At 70.3% G+C, this 17,680-nt stretch carries 11 protein-coding genes; 5 read left to right on the plus strand and 6 right to left on the minus strand.

Translation table 11 applies throughout. The annotated features are described in order from the left end of the window. Window positions 1-261: 261 nt before the first annotated feature. Window positions 262-1,005 carry a glucose 1-dehydrogenase gene (locus RCO28_RS32120; RefSeq protein WP_308944850.1) on the plus strand — a complete coding sequence of 248 codons (744 nt, stop codon included), beginning with the start codon at window positions 262-264 and terminating at the stop codon, window positions 1,003-1,005. A gap of 213 nt (window positions 1,006-1,218) precedes the next feature. Here RCO28_RS32120 and RCO28_RS32125 read toward each other — a convergent pair whose 3' ends face one another. Further along, complete coding sequence (locus RCO28_RS32125) at window positions 1,219-3,000, minus strand: ABC transporter ATP-binding protein (RefSeq protein ID WP_308944851.1); 1,782 nt, start codon at window positions 2,998-3,000, stop codon at window positions 1,219-1,221. Next, complete coding sequence (locus RCO28_RS32130; protein ID WP_308944933.1) at window positions 2,997-4,940, minus strand: ABC transporter ATP-binding protein; 1,944 nt, start codon at window positions 4,938-4,940, stop codon at window positions 2,997-2,999. The genes RCO28_RS32125 and RCO28_RS32130 overlap by 4 nt, the downstream gene beginning before the upstream one ends. 263 nt (window positions 4,941-5,203) lie before the next feature. Here RCO28_RS32130 and RCO28_RS32135 point away from each other — a divergent pair, with 263 nt between their 5' ends. Together RCO28_RS32135 and RCO28_RS32140 are read left to right on the plus strand one after the other, a co-directional pair. Further along, window positions 5,204-6,058 (plus strand): L,D-transpeptidase family protein, encoded by an 855-nt coding sequence (locus RCO28_RS32135; RefSeq protein ID WP_374991288.1) that lies wholly within the window; start codon window positions 5,204-5,206, stop codon window positions 6,056-6,058. A gap of 220 nt (window positions 6,059-6,278) precedes the next feature. Continuing rightward, window positions 6,279-7,739, plus strand: coding sequence for a cation:dicarboxylate symporter family transporter (locus tag RCO28_RS32140; protein WP_308944853.1), 1,461 nt, complete (start codon window positions 6,279-6,281; stop codon window positions 7,737-7,739). A 60-nt stretch (window positions 7,740-7,799) separates the two neighbouring features. On the opposite strand, the gene RCO28_RS32145 is transcribed toward RCO28_RS32140, so the two are convergent. From RCO28_RS32145 to RCO28_RS32155, 3 genes are all read right to left on the minus strand, one after another. Further along, window positions 7,800-9,281, minus strand: a complete 1,482-nt coding sequence (locus RCO28_RS32145; RefSeq protein ID WP_374991289.1) for a Gfo/Idh/MocA family protein — start codon at window positions 9,279-9,281, stop codon at window positions 7,800-7,802. A 556-nt stretch (window positions 9,282-9,837) separates the two neighbouring features. Continuing rightward, on the minus strand, window positions 9,838-12,759 hold the full coding sequence (locus RCO28_RS32150) for an FAD-binding and (Fe-S)-binding domain-containing protein (protein WP_308944854.1): 2,922 nt from the start codon (window positions 12,757-12,759) through the stop codon (window positions 9,838-9,840). A gap of 112 nt (window positions 12,760-12,871) precedes the next feature. Beyond that, on the minus strand, window positions 12,872-13,324 hold the full coding sequence (locus tag RCO28_RS32155) for a MarR family transcriptional regulator (RefSeq protein WP_308944855.1): 453 nt from the start codon (window positions 13,322-13,324) through the stop codon (window positions 12,872-12,874). Between the two features lie 93 nt (window positions 13,325-13,417). Here RCO28_RS32155 and RCO28_RS32160 point away from each other — a divergent pair, with 93 nt between their 5' ends. Together RCO28_RS32160 and mltG are read left to right on the plus strand one after the other, a co-directional pair. Then, window positions 13,418-15,247 (plus strand): ABC transporter ATP-binding protein, encoded by a 1,830-nt coding sequence (locus RCO28_RS32160; RefSeq protein WP_308944856.1) that lies wholly within the window; start codon window positions 13,418-13,420, stop codon window positions 15,245-15,247. A gap of 183 nt (window positions 15,248-15,430) precedes the next feature. Further along, window positions 15,431-16,306 (plus strand): endolytic transglycosylase MltG, encoded by an 876-nt coding sequence (gene mltG, locus RCO28_RS32165; RefSeq protein WP_308944857.1) that lies wholly within the window; start codon window positions 15,431-15,433, stop codon window positions 16,304-16,306. 170 nt (window positions 16,307-16,476) lie between these two features. Here mltG and RCO28_RS32170 read toward each other — a convergent pair whose 3' ends face one another. After that, window positions 16,477-17,592: an NAD(P)-binding domain-containing protein gene (locus tag RCO28_RS32170; RefSeq protein WP_308944858.1), complete on the minus strand. Its 1,116-nt coding sequence runs from the start codon at window positions 17,590-17,592 to the stop codon at window positions 16,477-16,479. Window positions 17,593-17,680 lie beyond the last annotated feature (88 nt).

The raw sequence follows: 17,680 nt of genomic DNA on the forward strand, positions 1-17,680 counted from the left end.
GGGGCCACACGTTCCCACAGGTCATCAGGCACAAGATCAGCAGACACCCAACAGATCCTGTCGAGGCCACACCCAACTGCCAAGCCCCACAACGAACTTCATTCTGAAACGATCAGTTAGTGCACGTTCACCCTTCACACCGCTCGCCGCTCTGCTCTCAGCGAACGTTCTGGCCTGTGGGAACGTGGGATTCCGGGTGATCCAGGGCGTAGATTCGAGTGTGTTCGAAGGCAGGGCCGCGCACGATTCGGGGAGGGTGCAGTGGGAGTGCTGAAGGGCAAGACGGCGATCGTCACGGGCGGTTCGCGGGGCATCGGCCGGGCGATCGTGGAGCGCCTGGTCCGTGACGGGGCGAGTGTGGTGTTCAACTATGCGCACAGTACTGAGGCGGCGGCGGACGTCGTACGAGAAGTCGAGGACGCCGGAGGCAGTGTCCACGGCGTGCAGCTCGACCTGGCCGAGCGAGGGGCGCCCGAGCGCCTCATGGAGGTCGCCGACGAACGGTTCGGCGGACTCGACATCCTGGTGAACAACGCCGCGCTCAACTTCTCGGTGGCGCCTCTGGCGGAGACCGAGGAGGAGGTCTTCGACCAGGCGATGACGGTCAACGCCAAGGCCGCATTCCTGACTATCCGCTATGCGGCACGGCACATGCGTGACGGTGGCCGCATCATCACCATCTCCACGCTGAACACCGTTCGCCCGGCCCCGCAGAACGCCCCGTACGCGGCCAGCAAGGGCGCGATCGAGCAGCTGACCGCTGTGGCGGCGCAGGAGCTCGGGCCCCGGGGCATCACGGCGAACACGGTCTCACCCGGCGCGACCGACACCGATCTCCTACGAGGCACCAACTCGGCCGAGAACCTCGAGATGGCCGTGGCGATGACCCCGCTCCGCAGACTCGGACAGCCGTCCGACGTGGCCGACGTGGTGGGCTTCCTGGCGGGGCCGGACGGGAGATGGATCACGGGGCAGAACATCCGGGCCACGGGAGGGATTGGCTGAGGGCAGGGGCAGGGGCAGGGGCAGGGGCAGGGGGCGGAGGCAGGAGAAGGGCCGGGCCTGGCGCATGCCCTGGCGCAGGTCGACCGGCGGAGGAGCTGCCGTCCGGCGCGGCTGCCAGCTCCTCCGGTCAGCGCGCAGGATCGCTGGCTCGCATGTGATGCTCGGTCACTTGATCTGCCCCCGCCTACCTGGTCGGCGCCCGTGAGCTCCCTATCACCCGTGCCAGGACCGCCACAGCGCCGCGTACGCGCCGTCGGCGGCGACCAGTTCGTCGTGGCTGCCCAGCTCGCTGATCCGGCCTTGTTCGACGACCGCGATCACGTCGGCGTCGTGGGCCGTGTGCAGGCGGTGCGCGATGGCGACCACGGTGCGGCCGTCCAGGACGCGTGCCAGGGATCGCTCCAGGTTCCGGGCCGCACGCGGGTCGAGCAGGGATGTGGCCTCGTCCAGGACCAACGTGTGCGGGTCGGCCAGCACCAGGCGGGCCAGGGCGATCTGCTGAGCCTGCGCGGGAGTGAGCGTGAAGCCGCCCGAGCCGACCTGGGTGTCGAGGGCTTCCTCGAGAGCCCGTGCCCAGGTGTCGGCGTCGACTGCGGCGAGGGCTGCCCACAGTTCGGTGTCCTGTGCGTCGGACCGGGCCAGGAGCAGGTTGTCGCGCAGCGAGCCGACGAACACGTGGTGTTCCTGGTTGACCAGGGCGACGTGCTCGCGGACGCGTTCCGCCGGCATCCGGGACAGCTCCGCACCGCCGAGGGCGACGGAGCCGGTGCGGGGACCGTAGATCCCGGCGAGCAGTCGGCCGAGGGTGGACTTGCCCGCGCCGGACGGCCCGACCAGTGCGACCCGGCTGCCGGGCCGTACGGACAGGGACACCTGGTGCAGTACGTCCACGCCCGGCCGGTAACCGAAGTGCACGTGGTCCGCCGTGACCTCGCGCCCGTCGGGACTGACGGAAGTGTCGCCCGCGCCCGGTTCGATCTCGCGGACGCCCACGAGGCGGGCCAGGGACACCTGGGCCACCTGCAACTCGTCGTACCAGCGCAGGATCAGGTTCACCGGGTCGACCATCATCTGGGCGATCAGGGCGCCGGTCGTGAGCTGGCCGACGTCGATCCAGCCCTGCAGGACGAAGACGCCGCCGATGAGCAGCACCGCGGCGAGGACGGTCACGTGGGTGGCATTGATGACGGGGAACAGCACGGAACGGAGGTAGAGGGTGTATCGCTCCCAAGCAGTCCATTCCCGGACGCGCTGGTCGGACAGCGCGATCCGGCGGGCACCGAGCCGGTGCGCCTCCACGGTGCGTCCCGCGTCCACGGTCTCCGTGAGCGCGGCGGCCACGGCGGCGTACCCGGCGGCTTCCGAGCGATACGCGGACGGGGCGCGCTTGAAGTACCAGCGGCAGCCGATGACCAACGCGGGAACGGCGAGGAGCACCGTGAGCGCGAGCGGCGGCGAGGTGAAGGCCAGGCCGCCGAGGAGCAGGCCGATCCACACGACGCCGATGGTCACCTGCGGCACCGCTTCGCGCATGGCGTTGGCCAGCCGGTCGATGTCCGTGGTGATACGGGACAGCAGGTCACCGGTGCCTGCGCGCTCCAGGACGCCGGGCGGCAGTCCGACGGAGCGGATCAGGAAGTCCTCGCGAAGGTCGGCCAGCATCTGCTCGCCCAGCATCGCACCACGCAGCCGGACCAGGCGGATGAACACCGCCTGGAGGACGAGGGCAGCCGTGAACAGCCCGACGGCGCGGCCCAGTTGGGGATCACCGCTGCCATCGGCGGCGTGCTGTACGAGATCGCCGAGGAGCGTGGGGCCGACCATGGACGCGATCACCGCTACGGCGTTGACGCCGATCAGCAGGGCGAACGCCTTGCGGTGCCGGGCGAACAGTTCACGCACGTACGCCCGTACCGTCGCGGGGCTGCCCACCGGCAGCGTCTCCGTGGTGCGGGGAGCCGCTGGATCGTACTCCGGCGGCGCCAGGCCGATCATGCTCTCTCCTCGATGTCGATCTCGATGCCGACGCGGGTCGTGCCGACCCGGGCAGTGGTCTTCCCGCCGGTCCTGCCGGACACAGCCGCTCCACTGCGCGTGCCGGTGCCGGTGCCGGTGCTGGTGCGAGTGCCTGTGCCCGAGTCCGTCCGAGCGTCGGGGTCGGTGCGCTGCTGTTGTTCCTCGTCCGTCTCCCGCGTCACGACGGCGCGGTAGCGGGGGTGGGTGTGAACGAGTTCGCGGTGCACGCCGACGGCCGCCACCTCGCCTTCGTGGACGAACACCACGCGCTCGGCCCGGTCCAGGAGCAGCGGGGACGAGGTGCAGACGACGGTGGTGCGGCCCCGGCGGATGGAGCGCAGGCCGTCCGCGATGCGCGCTTCGGTGTGTGAGTCGACGGCGGAAGTCGGCTCGTCCAGTACGAGCACCTCCGGGTCGGTCACCAACGAGCGGGCGAGGGCAAGGCGTTGGCGCTGGCCGCCGGAGAGCGACCGGCCGCGTTCGGTGATCGGCGCCTCCATTGGGTCGTCGTCCACCGAGTTCTGCGCAAGGGCGTCGAGCACGTCGGCGCACTCGGCCGCGGCCAGGGCGTCTGCGGCGGCGACCTTTCCCGACGCGGGCACGTCGAGCAGTTCCCGCAACGTGCCGGAGAGCAGGACGGGGTCCTTGTCCTGTACGAGGACGGCGGCGCGGGCGGTGGCGAGGGGAAGGGCATCGAGCTGGGCGTCGCCGAGCCGCACCGAAGGGGCGGGGGTGTCGAGCGCGGCGTGCCCGCCGAGCCGTTCGGCGATCCGGCCCGCCTCGTCGGGGTCCCCGCACACCACTGCCGTGAGCCGCCCGTCGGGGGCCAGCAAGCCGGTCACGGGGTCGAACAGGTCCCCGGAAGGCGCCGCCTCACCCGAACCCGAACTGCTAGGAACACCCGAACCCGAACCCGCCGAAGAGCCCCGCTCCAGCGAAAGCACCCGCGCGGCGCGCTTCGCGGACGGGCGGGAGAAGGAGTACGCCATCGCGATCTCTTCGAAGTGACGCAGGGGATAGGTCAGAAGCATCACCGCGCTGTACACGGTGACCAGTTCACCGACCGCGATATGGCCGTCCCGGACCAGACCGATTCCGTGCCAGACCACGGCGATGAGCAGCAGACCAGGGAGCAGCACTTGGGCGGCGGTGATGAGGGACCACATGCGGGCGCTGCGTACGGCGGCGCGGCGCACGTCCTGGGAGGCATGGCGGTAGCGGTCGAGGAAGAGCTCCTCGCCGCCGATGCCGCGCAGCACCCGCAGACCGGCCACCGTGTCGGAGGCGAGCTCGGTGGCCTTGCCCGCCTTCTCGCGCTGGGTGTCCGCGAGCCGAGTGGCGCGCGGCAGCAACGGCAGCACGCCGAGACCGACGAGAGGAACACCGATGGCGACGACGAGACCGAGGTCAGGTTGGTAGACGACGAGCCCCACACACACCACGACGACCGTCAGGGCGGCGGCCGTGAACCGCGAGACGGCCTCCACGAACCAGCCGATCTTCTCCACGTCCCCCGTGGACACCGCGACCACTTCACCGGCGGCGACGCGACGCGTCAGGGCCGCACCCAGATACGCGGTCCTGCGGGCGAGGAGCTGCTGTACGCGGGCGGCCGCCGTGATCCAGTTGGTGACGGCGGTGCGGTGCAGCATGGTGTCGCCGAGTGCGATGCCGATCCCGGAGAGGACGAGCAGCAGCCCGGCCATGGCGAGACGCGTGCCGGACCGCTCGACGACGGCCTGGACGGCGAAGCCCACCCCGAGCGGCAGGGTCATGACGGCTGTGAAGTGCAGCAGGCCCCAGGCGAGCGACTTGAGTTGACCGCCCAGTTGGTTGCGTCCGAGCCACCACAGGAACCGGGGGCCCGAGCGGGCGTCGGGCACACCCGGGTCGGCGTACGGAAGATCGCTGATCTGCATGACGTCCCAGAGGTCGATCGCCGTGCCGCGGTGGAGCACACGGCGCTGATTGCGGCTGAGGAGCTGATGAACGGGGCGCTTGAGGAGGGAAGGAAGGGAGGCAGGGGGAGGTCTGAGGAAATGGGGGAAACCGTGTAAGGCTGACTCCGGAACGGGGCCCGAGGCAAACGGTTTTCTGCCTGCTTGCAAAGAACCGGTCATTCCTCCGGAGTGCGGTGCACGCACGGGCGGAGACGGTGGCACCGGGTGCGACGATGGCCCGTATGCGCATATCGGGGACACTCAGGGCGGGGACGGCGCGACGGACAATCAGCCGGACGACCGTGGGGGCAGCTCTCGCGACGGTGCTCGCTCTGACCACCCTCACGTCCTGCGGTACGACGGGGAGCGGGAGTTCGGGCGACAAGGCACCCGGAACCGAACCCGCGCAGACCGGGAGCACGGGCAGCACCGGCAACTCAGCGAACCCCGCAAACCCAGAGAGCCCAGAGAACCCAGAGAACCCGGGGGCCCCCGCCGCCACCCAGAACCTCGAACGTCTCCCGGACGTGGGCACCGCCCTGCACCGGCGCATCCCCGCAGCGGCCCGTCAGGCCCTGGTGGTCCGGGGCGAGGGTGAGAACTCGGCGAACTCCACGCTGTACCTGTACGAGAAGCACGGTGCGACCTGGGACCGCACACGCAGCTGGCCCGCGCACAACGGCAAGCGCGGCTGGACCACCGATCATCGCGAGGGCGACAAGCGGAGCCCGGTCGGAGTGTTCACGCTGAGCGACGCGGGCGGGGTGCTCGCCGCGCCGGACGCCCGCCTTCCGTACACGCACTCGCCCGCGTTCCAGGCGTCCCGCTCGTGGCCCAAGACGCACTGGCACGACTTCGACCATGTGATCGCCATCGACTACAACCGCGTCAAGGGCACCCCGCCCAACGACCCGAACCGTCCGCAGGGCCAGTCCAAGGGCGGCTACATCTGGCTGCACCTCGACCACGGCAGCGGCACGTCGGGCTGCGTGAGTGTGTCCGAGTCGGCGATGCGGTACCTGCTGCGGGAGCTGGACCCCAAGTCTCACCCGGTGATCGTCATGGGTGACAAGCGCAACCTCGGCTCGCCGGCCTGAACAGCGCGCGGTGTCGGGCTCCCGTGGCACCCAGGGTCACCCGCCACCGCACCCGCCACCACGTCGACGCCTGCGCCCTCACACCCCGCACCCTTGTAGCAAGATCCAAGATTTACACGGATCTGACACTGACGTCTTCTCCAAGCGTCATCTCTCAGTCAGAGTGACGCTTCGCGGAAGTTAGTTTCCGCATACCAGAAGTTACTTCGGAGGAGTGCCCGTGCCGCAGTCCGTACCGTCCCTACCGCGACGCGTCGCACGCTTGTTGCGTACCTCATTGTTCGCGCAGGTCGCCTGCGCTCTTGTGATCGGAGTCCTCGTCGGACGGCTGTGGCCCGAGGTGGCCACCGCCGTCCAACCGCTCGGCGACGGCTTCGTACGGCTCATCAAGGCGATGATCGCCCCGCTCGTGTTCTGCGTGGTCGTCGCCGGTATCACCAAGGCCGGTGACCTCAAGGCCTTCGGCCGGATCGGGATCAAGGCCCTGATCTGGTTCGAGGTCGCCACCACCATCGCCCTCGTCGTCGGTCTGGTCGCCGGAAATCTCGGGCGACCCGGCTTCGGCATGAACGTCGACCCCGCGTCCCTCGACGCGTCAGCCGTCGACGAGAAGACCGGTGGCGGCGAGCTGCCGTCCACCTCGGAGTTCATCCTGCACTCGCTGCCGGACAGCGCGGTCGGTGCGTTCGCCGAGAACTCCCTGCTCCAGGTCCTCGTCCTGGCCTGCCTGGTGGGTGCGGCGCTGCTGCACCTCGGCAACACCAAGGTGCCCGCGATCCTGCCCGCCATCGAGCAGGCGCAGGAGCTGGTCTTCGCGGTCGTCGGCTTCATCATGAAGCTGGCCCCGCTCGCCGTCTTCGGCGCCACCGCGCACCTCGTGGGGGAGTACGGCCTCGGCGCGCTCTCCACGTACGGAAAGCTCATCGGCATCTGCTACGCGGTCGCGCTGATCTTCCTCGTTCTGCTCGGGATCGCGCTCAAGGTGGTCACCGGGCTGAGCCTGTGGAAGTTCATCCGCTACACCCGCGAGGAGCTGCTGCTCGCGCTCGGCACCGCGTCCAGTGAGACCGTCATGCCGCGCATGATGCAGAAGCTGCGGCAGGCGGGCTGCCGTGACGACGCCGTGGGGCTCGTGCTGCCGACCGGCTACTCGTTCAACCTCGACGGTGCCTCGATCTACCTCTCCGTCGGTACGTTGTTCATCGCGCAGGCTGTCGGTATCGACCTGACGCTCGGTCAGCAGGTCACCGTTGTCCTGGTGTTGATGCTGACGAGCAAGGGCATGGCCGGAGTTCCCGGTTCCGCGTTCCTGGCCCTGTCGGCCACCGCGTCCGCGCTGGGAGTCATCCCCGCCGGTGCCGTCGCCCTGCTGCTCGGCGTCGACCGGATCATGGACGCGATGCGGGTCTCCGTCAACCTGCTCGGCAACTGCGTGGCCGTGTTCGCCGTGTCCCGCTGGGAGGGCGCGCTCGACGCCCACAGGGCGAAGAAGGTGCTGTCCGGGGAGATCGAGTTCGTACCGGAAGAGGAGCAGGAGTCCGGCGTGGACCTGAAGAAGGACCCGGTGGAGCCTTCGAGGGAGTCCCGGAACGATGACGTGCTTGCTGCCTCGGTAGCAACGTCCGGAGCCGCCTCCGCCTCCGCCTCCACCTCCAACGAAACCGATCCGAAAGTGAGTTGAGCCGACACGTTGTGGTCCGGCCCCGGCGAGCCGGGGCCGGACCACAACGCCCCCCATCCGCTACCCCTCCGGCTTCTCCGAGTCCACCCCGGGCCGGGCCTTCTTCCACAGCCCACGCGTGAAGTCCGGTATCGCCTGCGGTGCGCCCTTCGCCTTGATCGAGGCATGGCTCAGCGGCACCGGCGCCGTCCATGTGACCGCGTCGTACACGTCGAAGTCCGGGACCAGCCCCAGCTGCATGCACTGCATCAGGCGGAACAGCATGATGTAGTCCATACCGCCGTGCCCGCCGGGCGGGTTGGAGTGCTCCTTCCACAGCCAGTGGTCCCACTCCGCGTACTCGCCGAAGTCGTGCCACTGATCGTCGGTGTGGGTGGGCTCCAGGTAGATCCGCTCCGGGTAGTCCTCGAACACACCCCTCGTGCCGCCGAGGCTGTTGATACGCGAGTACGGGTGTGGCGTCGACACATCGTGCTCGAGCCGGATGACGCGGCCCTTCTCCGTCTGTACGAGGCTGATCGTGCGGTCGGACTCGATGTACGTCTCCTTCCAGCTCGGGTCGCCCGGCGGCATGTGCTCCTTGCGGTACTCGGCGAGGCCGAGCGCCGGGGTGCCGAAGCTGGAGATGTGCGTGACGCGGTCGCCGCGGTTGACGTCCATGTAGTTGCCGACCGGCCCGAAGCCGTGGTTCGGGTAGAGGTCGCCGAGCAGTCGCGTGTGCCAGAGCCGGCGCCAGGGACCCTCGTAGTAGTCCGGGTCGAACATCAGGCCGCGCAGATCGTGGTTGTACGCGCCCGCGCCGTGCAGGAGCTCACCGAAGAGCCCGGCGTGCGCCATGCGCAGCACCCGCATCTCGTTCTTGCCGTAGCAGCAGTTCTCCAACTGCATGCAGTGCTTGCGGGTGCGCTCGGAGAGGTCCACGAGCTCCCAGAGCTGGCCGAGTTCGAGCGCGATCGGACACTCCACACCGACGTGCTTGCCGTTCAGCATCGCCGCCTTCGCCATCTCGAAGTGCGATTCCCAGGGCGTCGCGACGTACACGAAGTCCAGGTCGCTGCGCTGGCAGAGGTTCTCGTAGTCGTCCGGGCCCTTGGTGTACGTGGCCGGGGCGGGCTGGCCCGCGTCGGTGACCTTCTTCGCGGCCGCGGCGGCCTTCTCCTTGACCGGGTCGCACAGCGCCACGACCTTGACCTGCGGCAACGCGAGGAAGAGGTCGATCATGCTGCCGCCGCGGTTGCCGAGGCCGACGATTCCCACCCGCACCGTGGACCGCTTCTCGAACGGCACCCCGATCATGGTCCGGCCCTTGCGCGGCGGGGCCTCGGCTGCGGCTGCGGCCTGTGCGGGCGTGGTCGCGGCGGCCGGGTTCGCGTGCGCCGTGCCTCCGGTGAGTCCCGCGAGTCCCAGGCCGACACCGGCTATTCCGGCGTTGCGCATCATGGCTCTGCGGGAGACACCGGAACCGCCCTGACCGGGACTCGGCTCCGTCGCCGCCTCATCGGCGGAACCGTCGGGCTGCGGCAGGGACGTGTCGTCGTGCATGGGACCTCCGTACGCGTAGGTGGTACGTGGGTGGAGCAACGGCGACGCCACCCTGTCCGGAAGATCACGCTTGGCGCAAGGGACCGACAGGGACGGGGATTTGGACTTATCGCGGGCGGACTTGGACTCAGTGAATCCGGTGGTGCCGCGCGGTGTGTCTGGCGTGCTCGCGCGTGGGGAGACCGAGCGCGGTGCGCACGCCGGCGGGGGAGCGGCCATCGCCCGACTAGAGCTGGGACTACGGGAGTTGGGGCTCAGTGAGATTCCGTCCCCCCCGTTCCTGGACGAAACTCTCGCCGGGCGCCGCCCTCGTCCACCGATGCGCCGCCCGGGCGTACAGCGCGCGCACTGCCTCGGCGTCGCGTCGGACGCGGTGCGATGGAGAGGGTCAAGGCGATGCTCGCCGCCGCCGAGCGGGCAGCCTTTCGAGCCCTACGTCATAGGACCCTCCGGCCCGTTCATCCTCGCCCCCTGTCCAAGGCGACGTATCCACCTGCCTCCGGAAGGCCCCAGCCCCCTGCGATGTCACCCGCCCTCAAGCCCCGAAGGGCCACGCTCACGGCCGAGTGGCCCGCTCCAGCTCCACCAGCACCGAGTGGTAACTCCGCCCCGTCGCATGATCCATCCCCACCTCGCACATGCGGTTGGCCGACAGGTGCGCGTCGTACTCGCGCGACGTGACCTCCGCCGCCTCGCGGGCCGTGGCCGCGCGCGTGAGTTCCTCGTGCAGCATGCCGCGGTCACCGGCGAAGCCGCAGCAGGCCTCGTCGTCGGGGGTGACGACCTCGTCCGCGCAGGCCTCGGCGAGCTGCCGCAACTGGTCGCCGTCCCCGAGGTGCCGCATCGAGCACGTGGTGTGCAGGACGGCCGAACCGACAGTGCGCAGAACCGTCAGGTGCGGCAGAAGCTCCTCGGCGGCCCACACCAGCGAGTCGACGATGGTCAGCTCCGCGTGCAACTCCCGGTTGTCGTCGGAGAGATACGGCACGACCTCGTGCGCGATGCCCAACGTGCAGGACGAGGCGTCGACGACAAGCGGCAGCCGTCCGCCGGCCGTCCAGCCCCAGGCCGCCTCGACGATCCGGTTGGCCATCACGCGGTTGCCCTCCTCGTACCCCTTGGAGTGCCAGATCGTCGCGCAGCACGTGCCCGTCACGTCGTCCGGGATCCATACCGGCTTACCCGCGCGGGCGGTGACGGCCACGACGGACTGCGCGAGCGAAACGTCCTCCTCGGGCCCGCCGAAGATGCGGTTGACGCACGCCGGGTAGTAGACGGCGGCGGCGCCGACACGGGACGTGGACGGCAGCTTGCGCGCGGCGGGGCCGGGGATCTCGGGGAGCCACTCCGGTACGAGATCGGGGCGAACGGCCTTGCGCGCGGCACGCGTCACCGACGTGAGGAGCCGGTCTCCGATCTTGTCGGCGGCGGCCACGGCGAGGCGCGCGGAGGTCTCGACGAGCTTGAAGTTGCGGGCGGTGAGTGCGGCGACCCGCTCCTCGCGCGGCGAGTGCCGGGCGTGCCGGAAGTCCTTCATCAGCAGGCCCGTGTCGATGCCGACGGGGCAGGCCAGCTTGCAGGTGGAGTCGCCCGCGCAGGTGTCCACGGCGTCGTATCCGTACGCCTCCACCAGGCTGTCCTCGACCGGGGAGCCGGGGGACTGACGCATCATCTCGCGGCGCAGCACGATGCGTTGGCGCGGCGTGGTCGTCACGTCGTGGCTGGGGCAGGTGGGCTCGCAGAAGCCGCACTCGATGCACGGGTCGGCGATGGCCTCCACCTGCGGGATGGTCTTGAGGCCCCGCAGATGGGCCTTGGGGTCGCGGTCGAGGACGATGCGAGGCGCCAACACCCCGTCAGGGTCGATGACTTGCTTCGTCCGCCACATCAACTCGGTGGCCTTCGGGCCCCACTCCAGCTCCAGGAACGGCGCGATGTTGCGGCCGGTGGCGTGCTCGGCCTTCAGGGAGCCGTCGAACCGTTCCACGGTCAGCGCGCAGAACTCGTCCATGAACGCGGCGTACCGCTCGACGTCCGCCGCTCGGCCCGCGTCGAACGCCAGCAGGAAGTGCAGGTTGCCGTGGGCGGCGTGCCCGGCGACGGCCGCGTCGAAGCCGTGCCGCGTCTGCAGGTCGAGCAGCGCGGAGCAGGCGTCGGCGAGCCGGGCGGGCGGCACCGCGAAGTCCTCGGTGATCAGCGTCGTACCGGAAGGGCGCGATCCGCCGACGGCGGTGACGAACGCCTTGCGGGCCTTCCAGTACCCGGCGATGGTCTTCGCTTCGCGCGTGAACGCGTTGGTCACCGAGGCGACGGGCGCGACGAGTTGGAGATTGTCCAGGACCGCGGCGGCCCTCTCCTCGTACGCGCGCTGCTGCTCCTCGTCGGGCGCGCGGAACTCGACGAGCAGCGCCGTGGTGTCCTTCGGGACGTCGGCCCAGTCGGCGGGGACGCCGGCCACGCTCACCGACGCGCGCAGCGTGTTGCCGTCCATCAGCTCCACGGCGAGCGCACCTGCCTCGTTGAACTGGGGCACGGCGGCAGCGGCGGCGGGCAGCGAGGGGAAGAACAGCAGAGCGGTGGAGACGAGCCGGTCGAGCGGAAGCGTGTCGAAGACGGTCTCCGCGATGAAGCCGAAGGTCCCCTCGGAGCCGACCATCAGGCCGCGCAGGATCTCCACGGGCGTCGATCCGTCGAGGAAGGCGTCCAGGCGGTAGCCGTTGGTGTTCTTGATCTCGTACTTGGCGCGGATCCGGGCGACGAGTTCGGGGTCCGCCTCGATATCCGCCTTCAGGTCCAACAGGCCCTGGCAGAGCGCGGGTTCGGCATGCGCGAGCAGCTCGTCCGCGTCCGCCTCGGCGGTGTCGACGACCGTCCCGGACGGCAGGACGAAGGTGAGCGAGGCGAGTGTGCGGTAGGAGTTGCGGGTTGTGCCGGCCGTCATGCCCGAGGCGTTGTTGGCGACGACCCCGCCGAGGGTGCAGGCGATGGCGCTCGCCGGGTCCGGCCCGAGGACGCGTCCGTGCCGGGCGAGCGTGGCGTTGGCGCGCACCACCGTCGTACCGGGACCGATCCGGGCCCGCGCCCCGTCGTCGAGCACCTCGACGCCCGCCCAGTGCCGGCGCACGTCGACCAGGATGTCCTCGCCCTGCGCCTGTCCGTTGAGGCTGGTCCCGGCAGCGCGGAAGACGACTTCGCGGCCCTTGCCGTGCGCGTACGAGAGGACCGCCGAGATGTCGTCGATGTCTTCGGCGACGACCACGACCTGCGGCACGAAGCGGTAGGGGCTGGCGTCCGAGGCGTACCGCACCAGGTCGGAGATCTTGTGCAGCACCTTGTCCTCGCCGAGCAGCGCGGTCAGGTCGCTCCTGAGCGGTTCGGGGGTGCCGGCGGCCTGCCGGTCCGGCACGCGGTCCGGGGCCGGCGCGGGCTCCCGCACCGTGGGCCGCAGGGCGTCCGCGTTGGGCTCCAGCAGGGGCATGAGCGCCTCCTCGACGTCGTCGTCCGTTCTTCTCAGCTCTTCTCGGCATCGGCCCGGGCGGTCTCCCGGGCCGATGCTCAGCACCTGGCCCGGCAGCCCGTCCGGGTGGTACTCAGCACTGGGCCCGGTCGTCCACCAGGGTGGTGAGCAGTCCGCCGAGCACCTCGCGCTGGTCAGCGGTCAATGGAGCCAGGATGTCCTCTGCGGCGGCCCGGCGCGCGTCGCGCAGCGCACGCAGCGTCTTGCGCCCGTCGTCTGTCATCTCGATCCGGATCACCCGTCTGTTCTCCGGGTCGGGCGCCCGGTGCACGCAACCGGCCGCCTCCAGGCCGTCGACCAGGGTCGTCACGGCGCGCGGCACCACCTCCAGGCCGTGCGCGAGATCGGCCATGCGCGGCGGCGTCTCGTGGTGCGCGACCAGGCGGAGCAGCCGGGACTCGCCGGGGGTCAGGCCGACCGGTTCGAGGTGGCGCTTCTGCGCGCGATGCAGCCGCCGGGCCAGGCGGAGCAGGTGGTCGGCGAGGAGGCCGTCCGGATCGGGTGAGGACGTGGCCGCTGTGGTCATGATCGCAGCCTAGCAGGACAAAGCTCATTGTGAATAGAGGTAACAATGAGCTAGGCTCAACGCAGTCATCGCGCACTCGACCTCAGGAGGCCCATGCGCCCCGAAGACTTCGGCTGGACGCCACCACCCCCCGATCCCGACCAGCCTCGCCAGATCCGCCGCATCCTGCGGCTCTTCCGTCCGTACCGCGGCCGCCTCGCCCTCGTCGGGCTGCTCGTCGCGGCGTCCTCGCTCGTCTCCGTGGCGACGCCGTTCCTGCTCAAGGAGATCCTGGACACCGCGATCCCCGAGGGTCGCACCGGACTGCTCAGCCTGCTCGCGCTCGGCATGATCCTCAGCGCGGTCGTCACCAGCGTCTTCGGCGTGCTGCAGACGCTGATCTCCACGACGGTCGGCCAGCGCGTCATGCACGACCTGCGCACGGCGGTCTACGGCCGCCTGCAGCGCATGTCGCTCGCCTTCTTCACCCGAACCCGCACCGGCGAGGTCCAGTCCCGCATCGCCAACGACATCGGCGGCATGCAGGCGACGGTCACGTCCACCGCGACCTCCCTGGTCTCCAACCTCACGAGCGTCGTCGCGACGATCGTCGCGATGCTCGCCCTCGACTGGCGTCTGACCGTCGTCTCGCTCGCCCTGCTGCCCCTCTTCGTGTGGATCAGCCGCCGCGTCGGCCGCGAGCGCAAGAAGATCGCCACCCAGCGGCAGAAGCAGATGGCCGCGATGGCCGCCACAGTCACCGAGTCGCTCTCCGTCAGCGGCATCCTGCTCGGCCGCACGATGGGCCGCGGCGACTCGCTCACCCGCAACTTCGCCACCGAGTCCGAGCGCCTCATCGACCTGGAGGTCCGCACCAACATGGCGGGCCGCTGGCGGATGTCCGTCATCGGCATCGTCATGGCCGCCATGCCCGCCGTCATCTACTGGGCCGCGGGCCTGGCCCTGCACTTCGGCGGCCCGGCGATCTCGCTCGGCACGCTCGTCGCGTTCGTCTCCCTCCAGCAGGGCCTCTTCCGGCCGACGGTGAGCCTGCTCTCCACCGGCGTCCAGATCCAGACCTCCCTCGCCCTGTTCCAGCGCATCTTCGAATACCTCGACCTGCCCGTCGACATCGAGGAGCCCGCCGAGCCCGTCCGCCTGGACACCGTGAAGGGCGAAGTCCGCTTCGAGAACGTGCAGTTCAGGTACGACGCCGAAGGCGCGGCGGCCGAGCCCGCCCGCGCCCCCGTGCTCGACGCCGTCGACCTGACCGTCCCCGCCGGCGGCAGCCTCGCCGTCGTCGGCCCCACCGGCTCCGGCAAGTCGACGCTCAGCCACCTCGTCCCGCGCCTGTACGACGTGACGGGCGGCCGCGTCACCCTCGACGGCGTCGACGTGCGCGACCTCGACTTCGACACCCTCGCCCGCGCGATCGGCGTCGTCTCCCAGGAGACGTACCTCTTCCACGCCTCGGTCGCCGACAACCTGCGCTTCGCCAAGCCTGACGCGACCGACGCGGAGCTGCACGAAGCGGCCCGCGCGGCGCAGATCCACGACCACATCGCATCGCTGCCCGACGGGTACGACACGGTGGTCGGCGAGCGCGGTCACCGCTTCTCCGGTGGCGAGAAGCAGCGCCTCGCCATCGCCCGGACGATCCTGCGGGACCCGCCCGTGCTCATCCTCGACGAGGCCACCAGCGCCCTCGACACCCGTACCGAGCACGCGGTGCAGCGGGCCGTCGACGCCCTCTCCGCGAACCGCACCAGCATCACCATCGCCCACCGGCTCTCCACGGTCAGATCCGCCGACGAGATCGTGGTCCTCGACTCCGGCCGCATCGCCGAACGCGGCCCGCACGAGGCGCTGATGAAGGAGAACGGCCGGTACGCAGCCCTGGTCCGGAGGGACGCCCGCATAGAGCCGCCCCGCGGGACCGGCTGAGCCGTAAGAGCGCGATGGCTGCCGAGGAGCGTGGCCCTGGCGTACGGCCTCACGAGGCTCCCGCAGGGCTCCCCGCACATCCCCCACACGTTGCCGCACGGTTCACCGCACCCGAGTGGACTCCGGGCTGAAGATATGTCAGATATGCCTGGATTGACCTAACTCTCGGGGTACCGTGCCCACATGGTGAACAAGACTCCGCGCCAGGGCAAGATCCGGCTGACCCGCCGTGGCCGGGTCGCACTCCTTGTGACCGGCGCTCTCGTGATCGGCACGGCCGTGGCGGTGCCCCTGCTCCTGAACCGTGGCGACGACGGCCCGGACACCCTGCTCGTCCCCGAGGGCTGGCGCTCGGGCCAGGTCTACGAGGCGGTGGACAAGGCCCTCGGCGTCCGGAAGGGCACCACGAAGAAGGCCGCAGGATCGGCGGGACTCAAGCTGCCGGGGGAGTCCTCCGGCAACCCCGAGGGATATCTCTTCCCCGCGACGTATCCGATCGGCGACCAGGCCACCCCGAAGTCCGTACTCGCGTACATGGTCGAAACGGCCAACAAGAAGTTCGGCGCGGGAGCCGTCACCAAGGGCGCCGACCGCAACGCCGTCTCCGTCTACCAGGCGGTCACGATCGCGAGCATCATCCAGGCCGAGGCCGAGACCAAGCAGGACATGGGCAAGGTGGCCCGCGTCATCTACAACCGGCTCGACCGAGGCATGCCCCTGCAGATGGACTCCACCCTCAACTACGCCCTGAACCGCTCCACCCTCGACACCACGACCGCGGACACGAAGATCAAGAGCCCGTACAACACGTACGAGAAGACCGGTCTGCCGCCGACGCCCATCGCCAACCCCGGCGACGAGGCGGTCAAGGCGGCGCTCGCGCCGACGGCCGGGGACTGGCTGTACTTCGTGACGGTGAAGCCAGGCGACACCCGCTTCACCGCCGACTACCAGGAACACCGCCGCAACGTCGAGGAGTTCAACCGCGTCCGCGAGTCAGAGGGCGCGCGGCAGCAGAAGGAGAGCCCGGACGCGCCCAAGGCCAACGCCGCGGGCTGAGCGACCGGCCATCAGTAGCCCAAGGGTCAACGCTGCGGGCTGAGCGACGGGACATCAGTAGCAAGGGCCGACGCGGCTCAGCCATCAGCCAACAGCAGCCCAAGGCCAACCCCGCGGGCTGAACGTCCAGGCCATCGCCGAGGGACCGGCGGGTGTGCCCCTCCCCGCGCTCAGCGGACCCCGGCCATCAACTCCCTTTCTCCATAAAGAAGTTGCCGTATCTCACGAACCGCCGCCCGTCCGGCACGGTTGGCGCCGATCGTGCTCGCCGACGGGCCGTACCCGACCAGATGCACCCGCGGATCGCGGGCCGCGCGCGTCCCGTCGAGGCGGATGCCGCCGCCCGGTTCGCGCAGCCGCAGCGGCGCCAGATGGTCGACGACCGGACGGAATCCGGTCGCCCAGAGGATCACGTCGGCCGCCACCTCGCGGCCGTCGTCCCAGGCCACGCCGTCCGCCGTGATCCGGTCGAACATCGGGAGCCGGTCCAGCGTTCCATCGGCCCGACCCTGGCGCACGGCCTCCGTCAGGGCGAGGCCCGTCACCGAGACGACGCTGCGTGGCGGCAGCCCCCGGCGGACCCGTTCCTCCACGAGCGCCACCGCGGCCCGCCCCTGGTCCCGGCCGAACTCGCCGTCGCGGAAGACCGGTTCGCGCCGCGTCACCCAAGTCGTCTCCGCCGCGAGCGGCGCGATCTCCAGGAGATGCTGCACCCCGGACGAGCCGCCGCCCACGACGATCACACGCTGCCCGGCGAACTCCTGCGGCCCCGGGTACTGCGCCGTGTGCAGCTGCCGCCCGCGGAACCGTTCCTGCCCCGGATAGCGCGGCCAGAACGGACGGTCCCAGGTGCCGGTCGCGTTGATCAGCGCCCGCGTCGCGTACGTACCCTCCGAGCTCTCGACGAGCAGCAGCCCGCCCTCGCCCTCCCGCACCGCGCGCACCTCGACGGGCCGGTGCACGCGCAGGTCGAAGGTCTCCTCGTACGCCGTGAAGTACTCGCCGATCACCTCGGACGAAGGCCGCTCCGGATCGGCGCCGGTCAGCTCCATGCCGGGCAGGGCGTGCATGCCGTGCACGCGGCCGTAGGTAAGGCTCGGCCAGCGGAACTGCCAGGCACCGCCGGGGCGCGGGGCGTGGTCCAGGACGACGAAGTCCCGGTCTGGCTCGAAGCCGGTGCGCCGCAGATGGTGGGCGGCGGAGAGACCGGCCTGCCCCGCGCCCACCACCACGACCTGCACGTTCCGTGCAGCGTCCGTAGCTCCGCGTACCTCGAATCCGTTCACGATTCTACTAACTCGGGCGGAGGTGGGATTCTTCCCGTCCCGCGAGCGGGCCCGGAGACCGGCCCTCATCCCGTCCCGCGAACCGTCC

This window comes from Streptomyces sp. LHD-70, assembly GCF_031157275.1.
GTDB lineage: Bacteria > Actinomycetota > Actinomycetes > Streptomycetales > Streptomycetaceae > Streptomyces.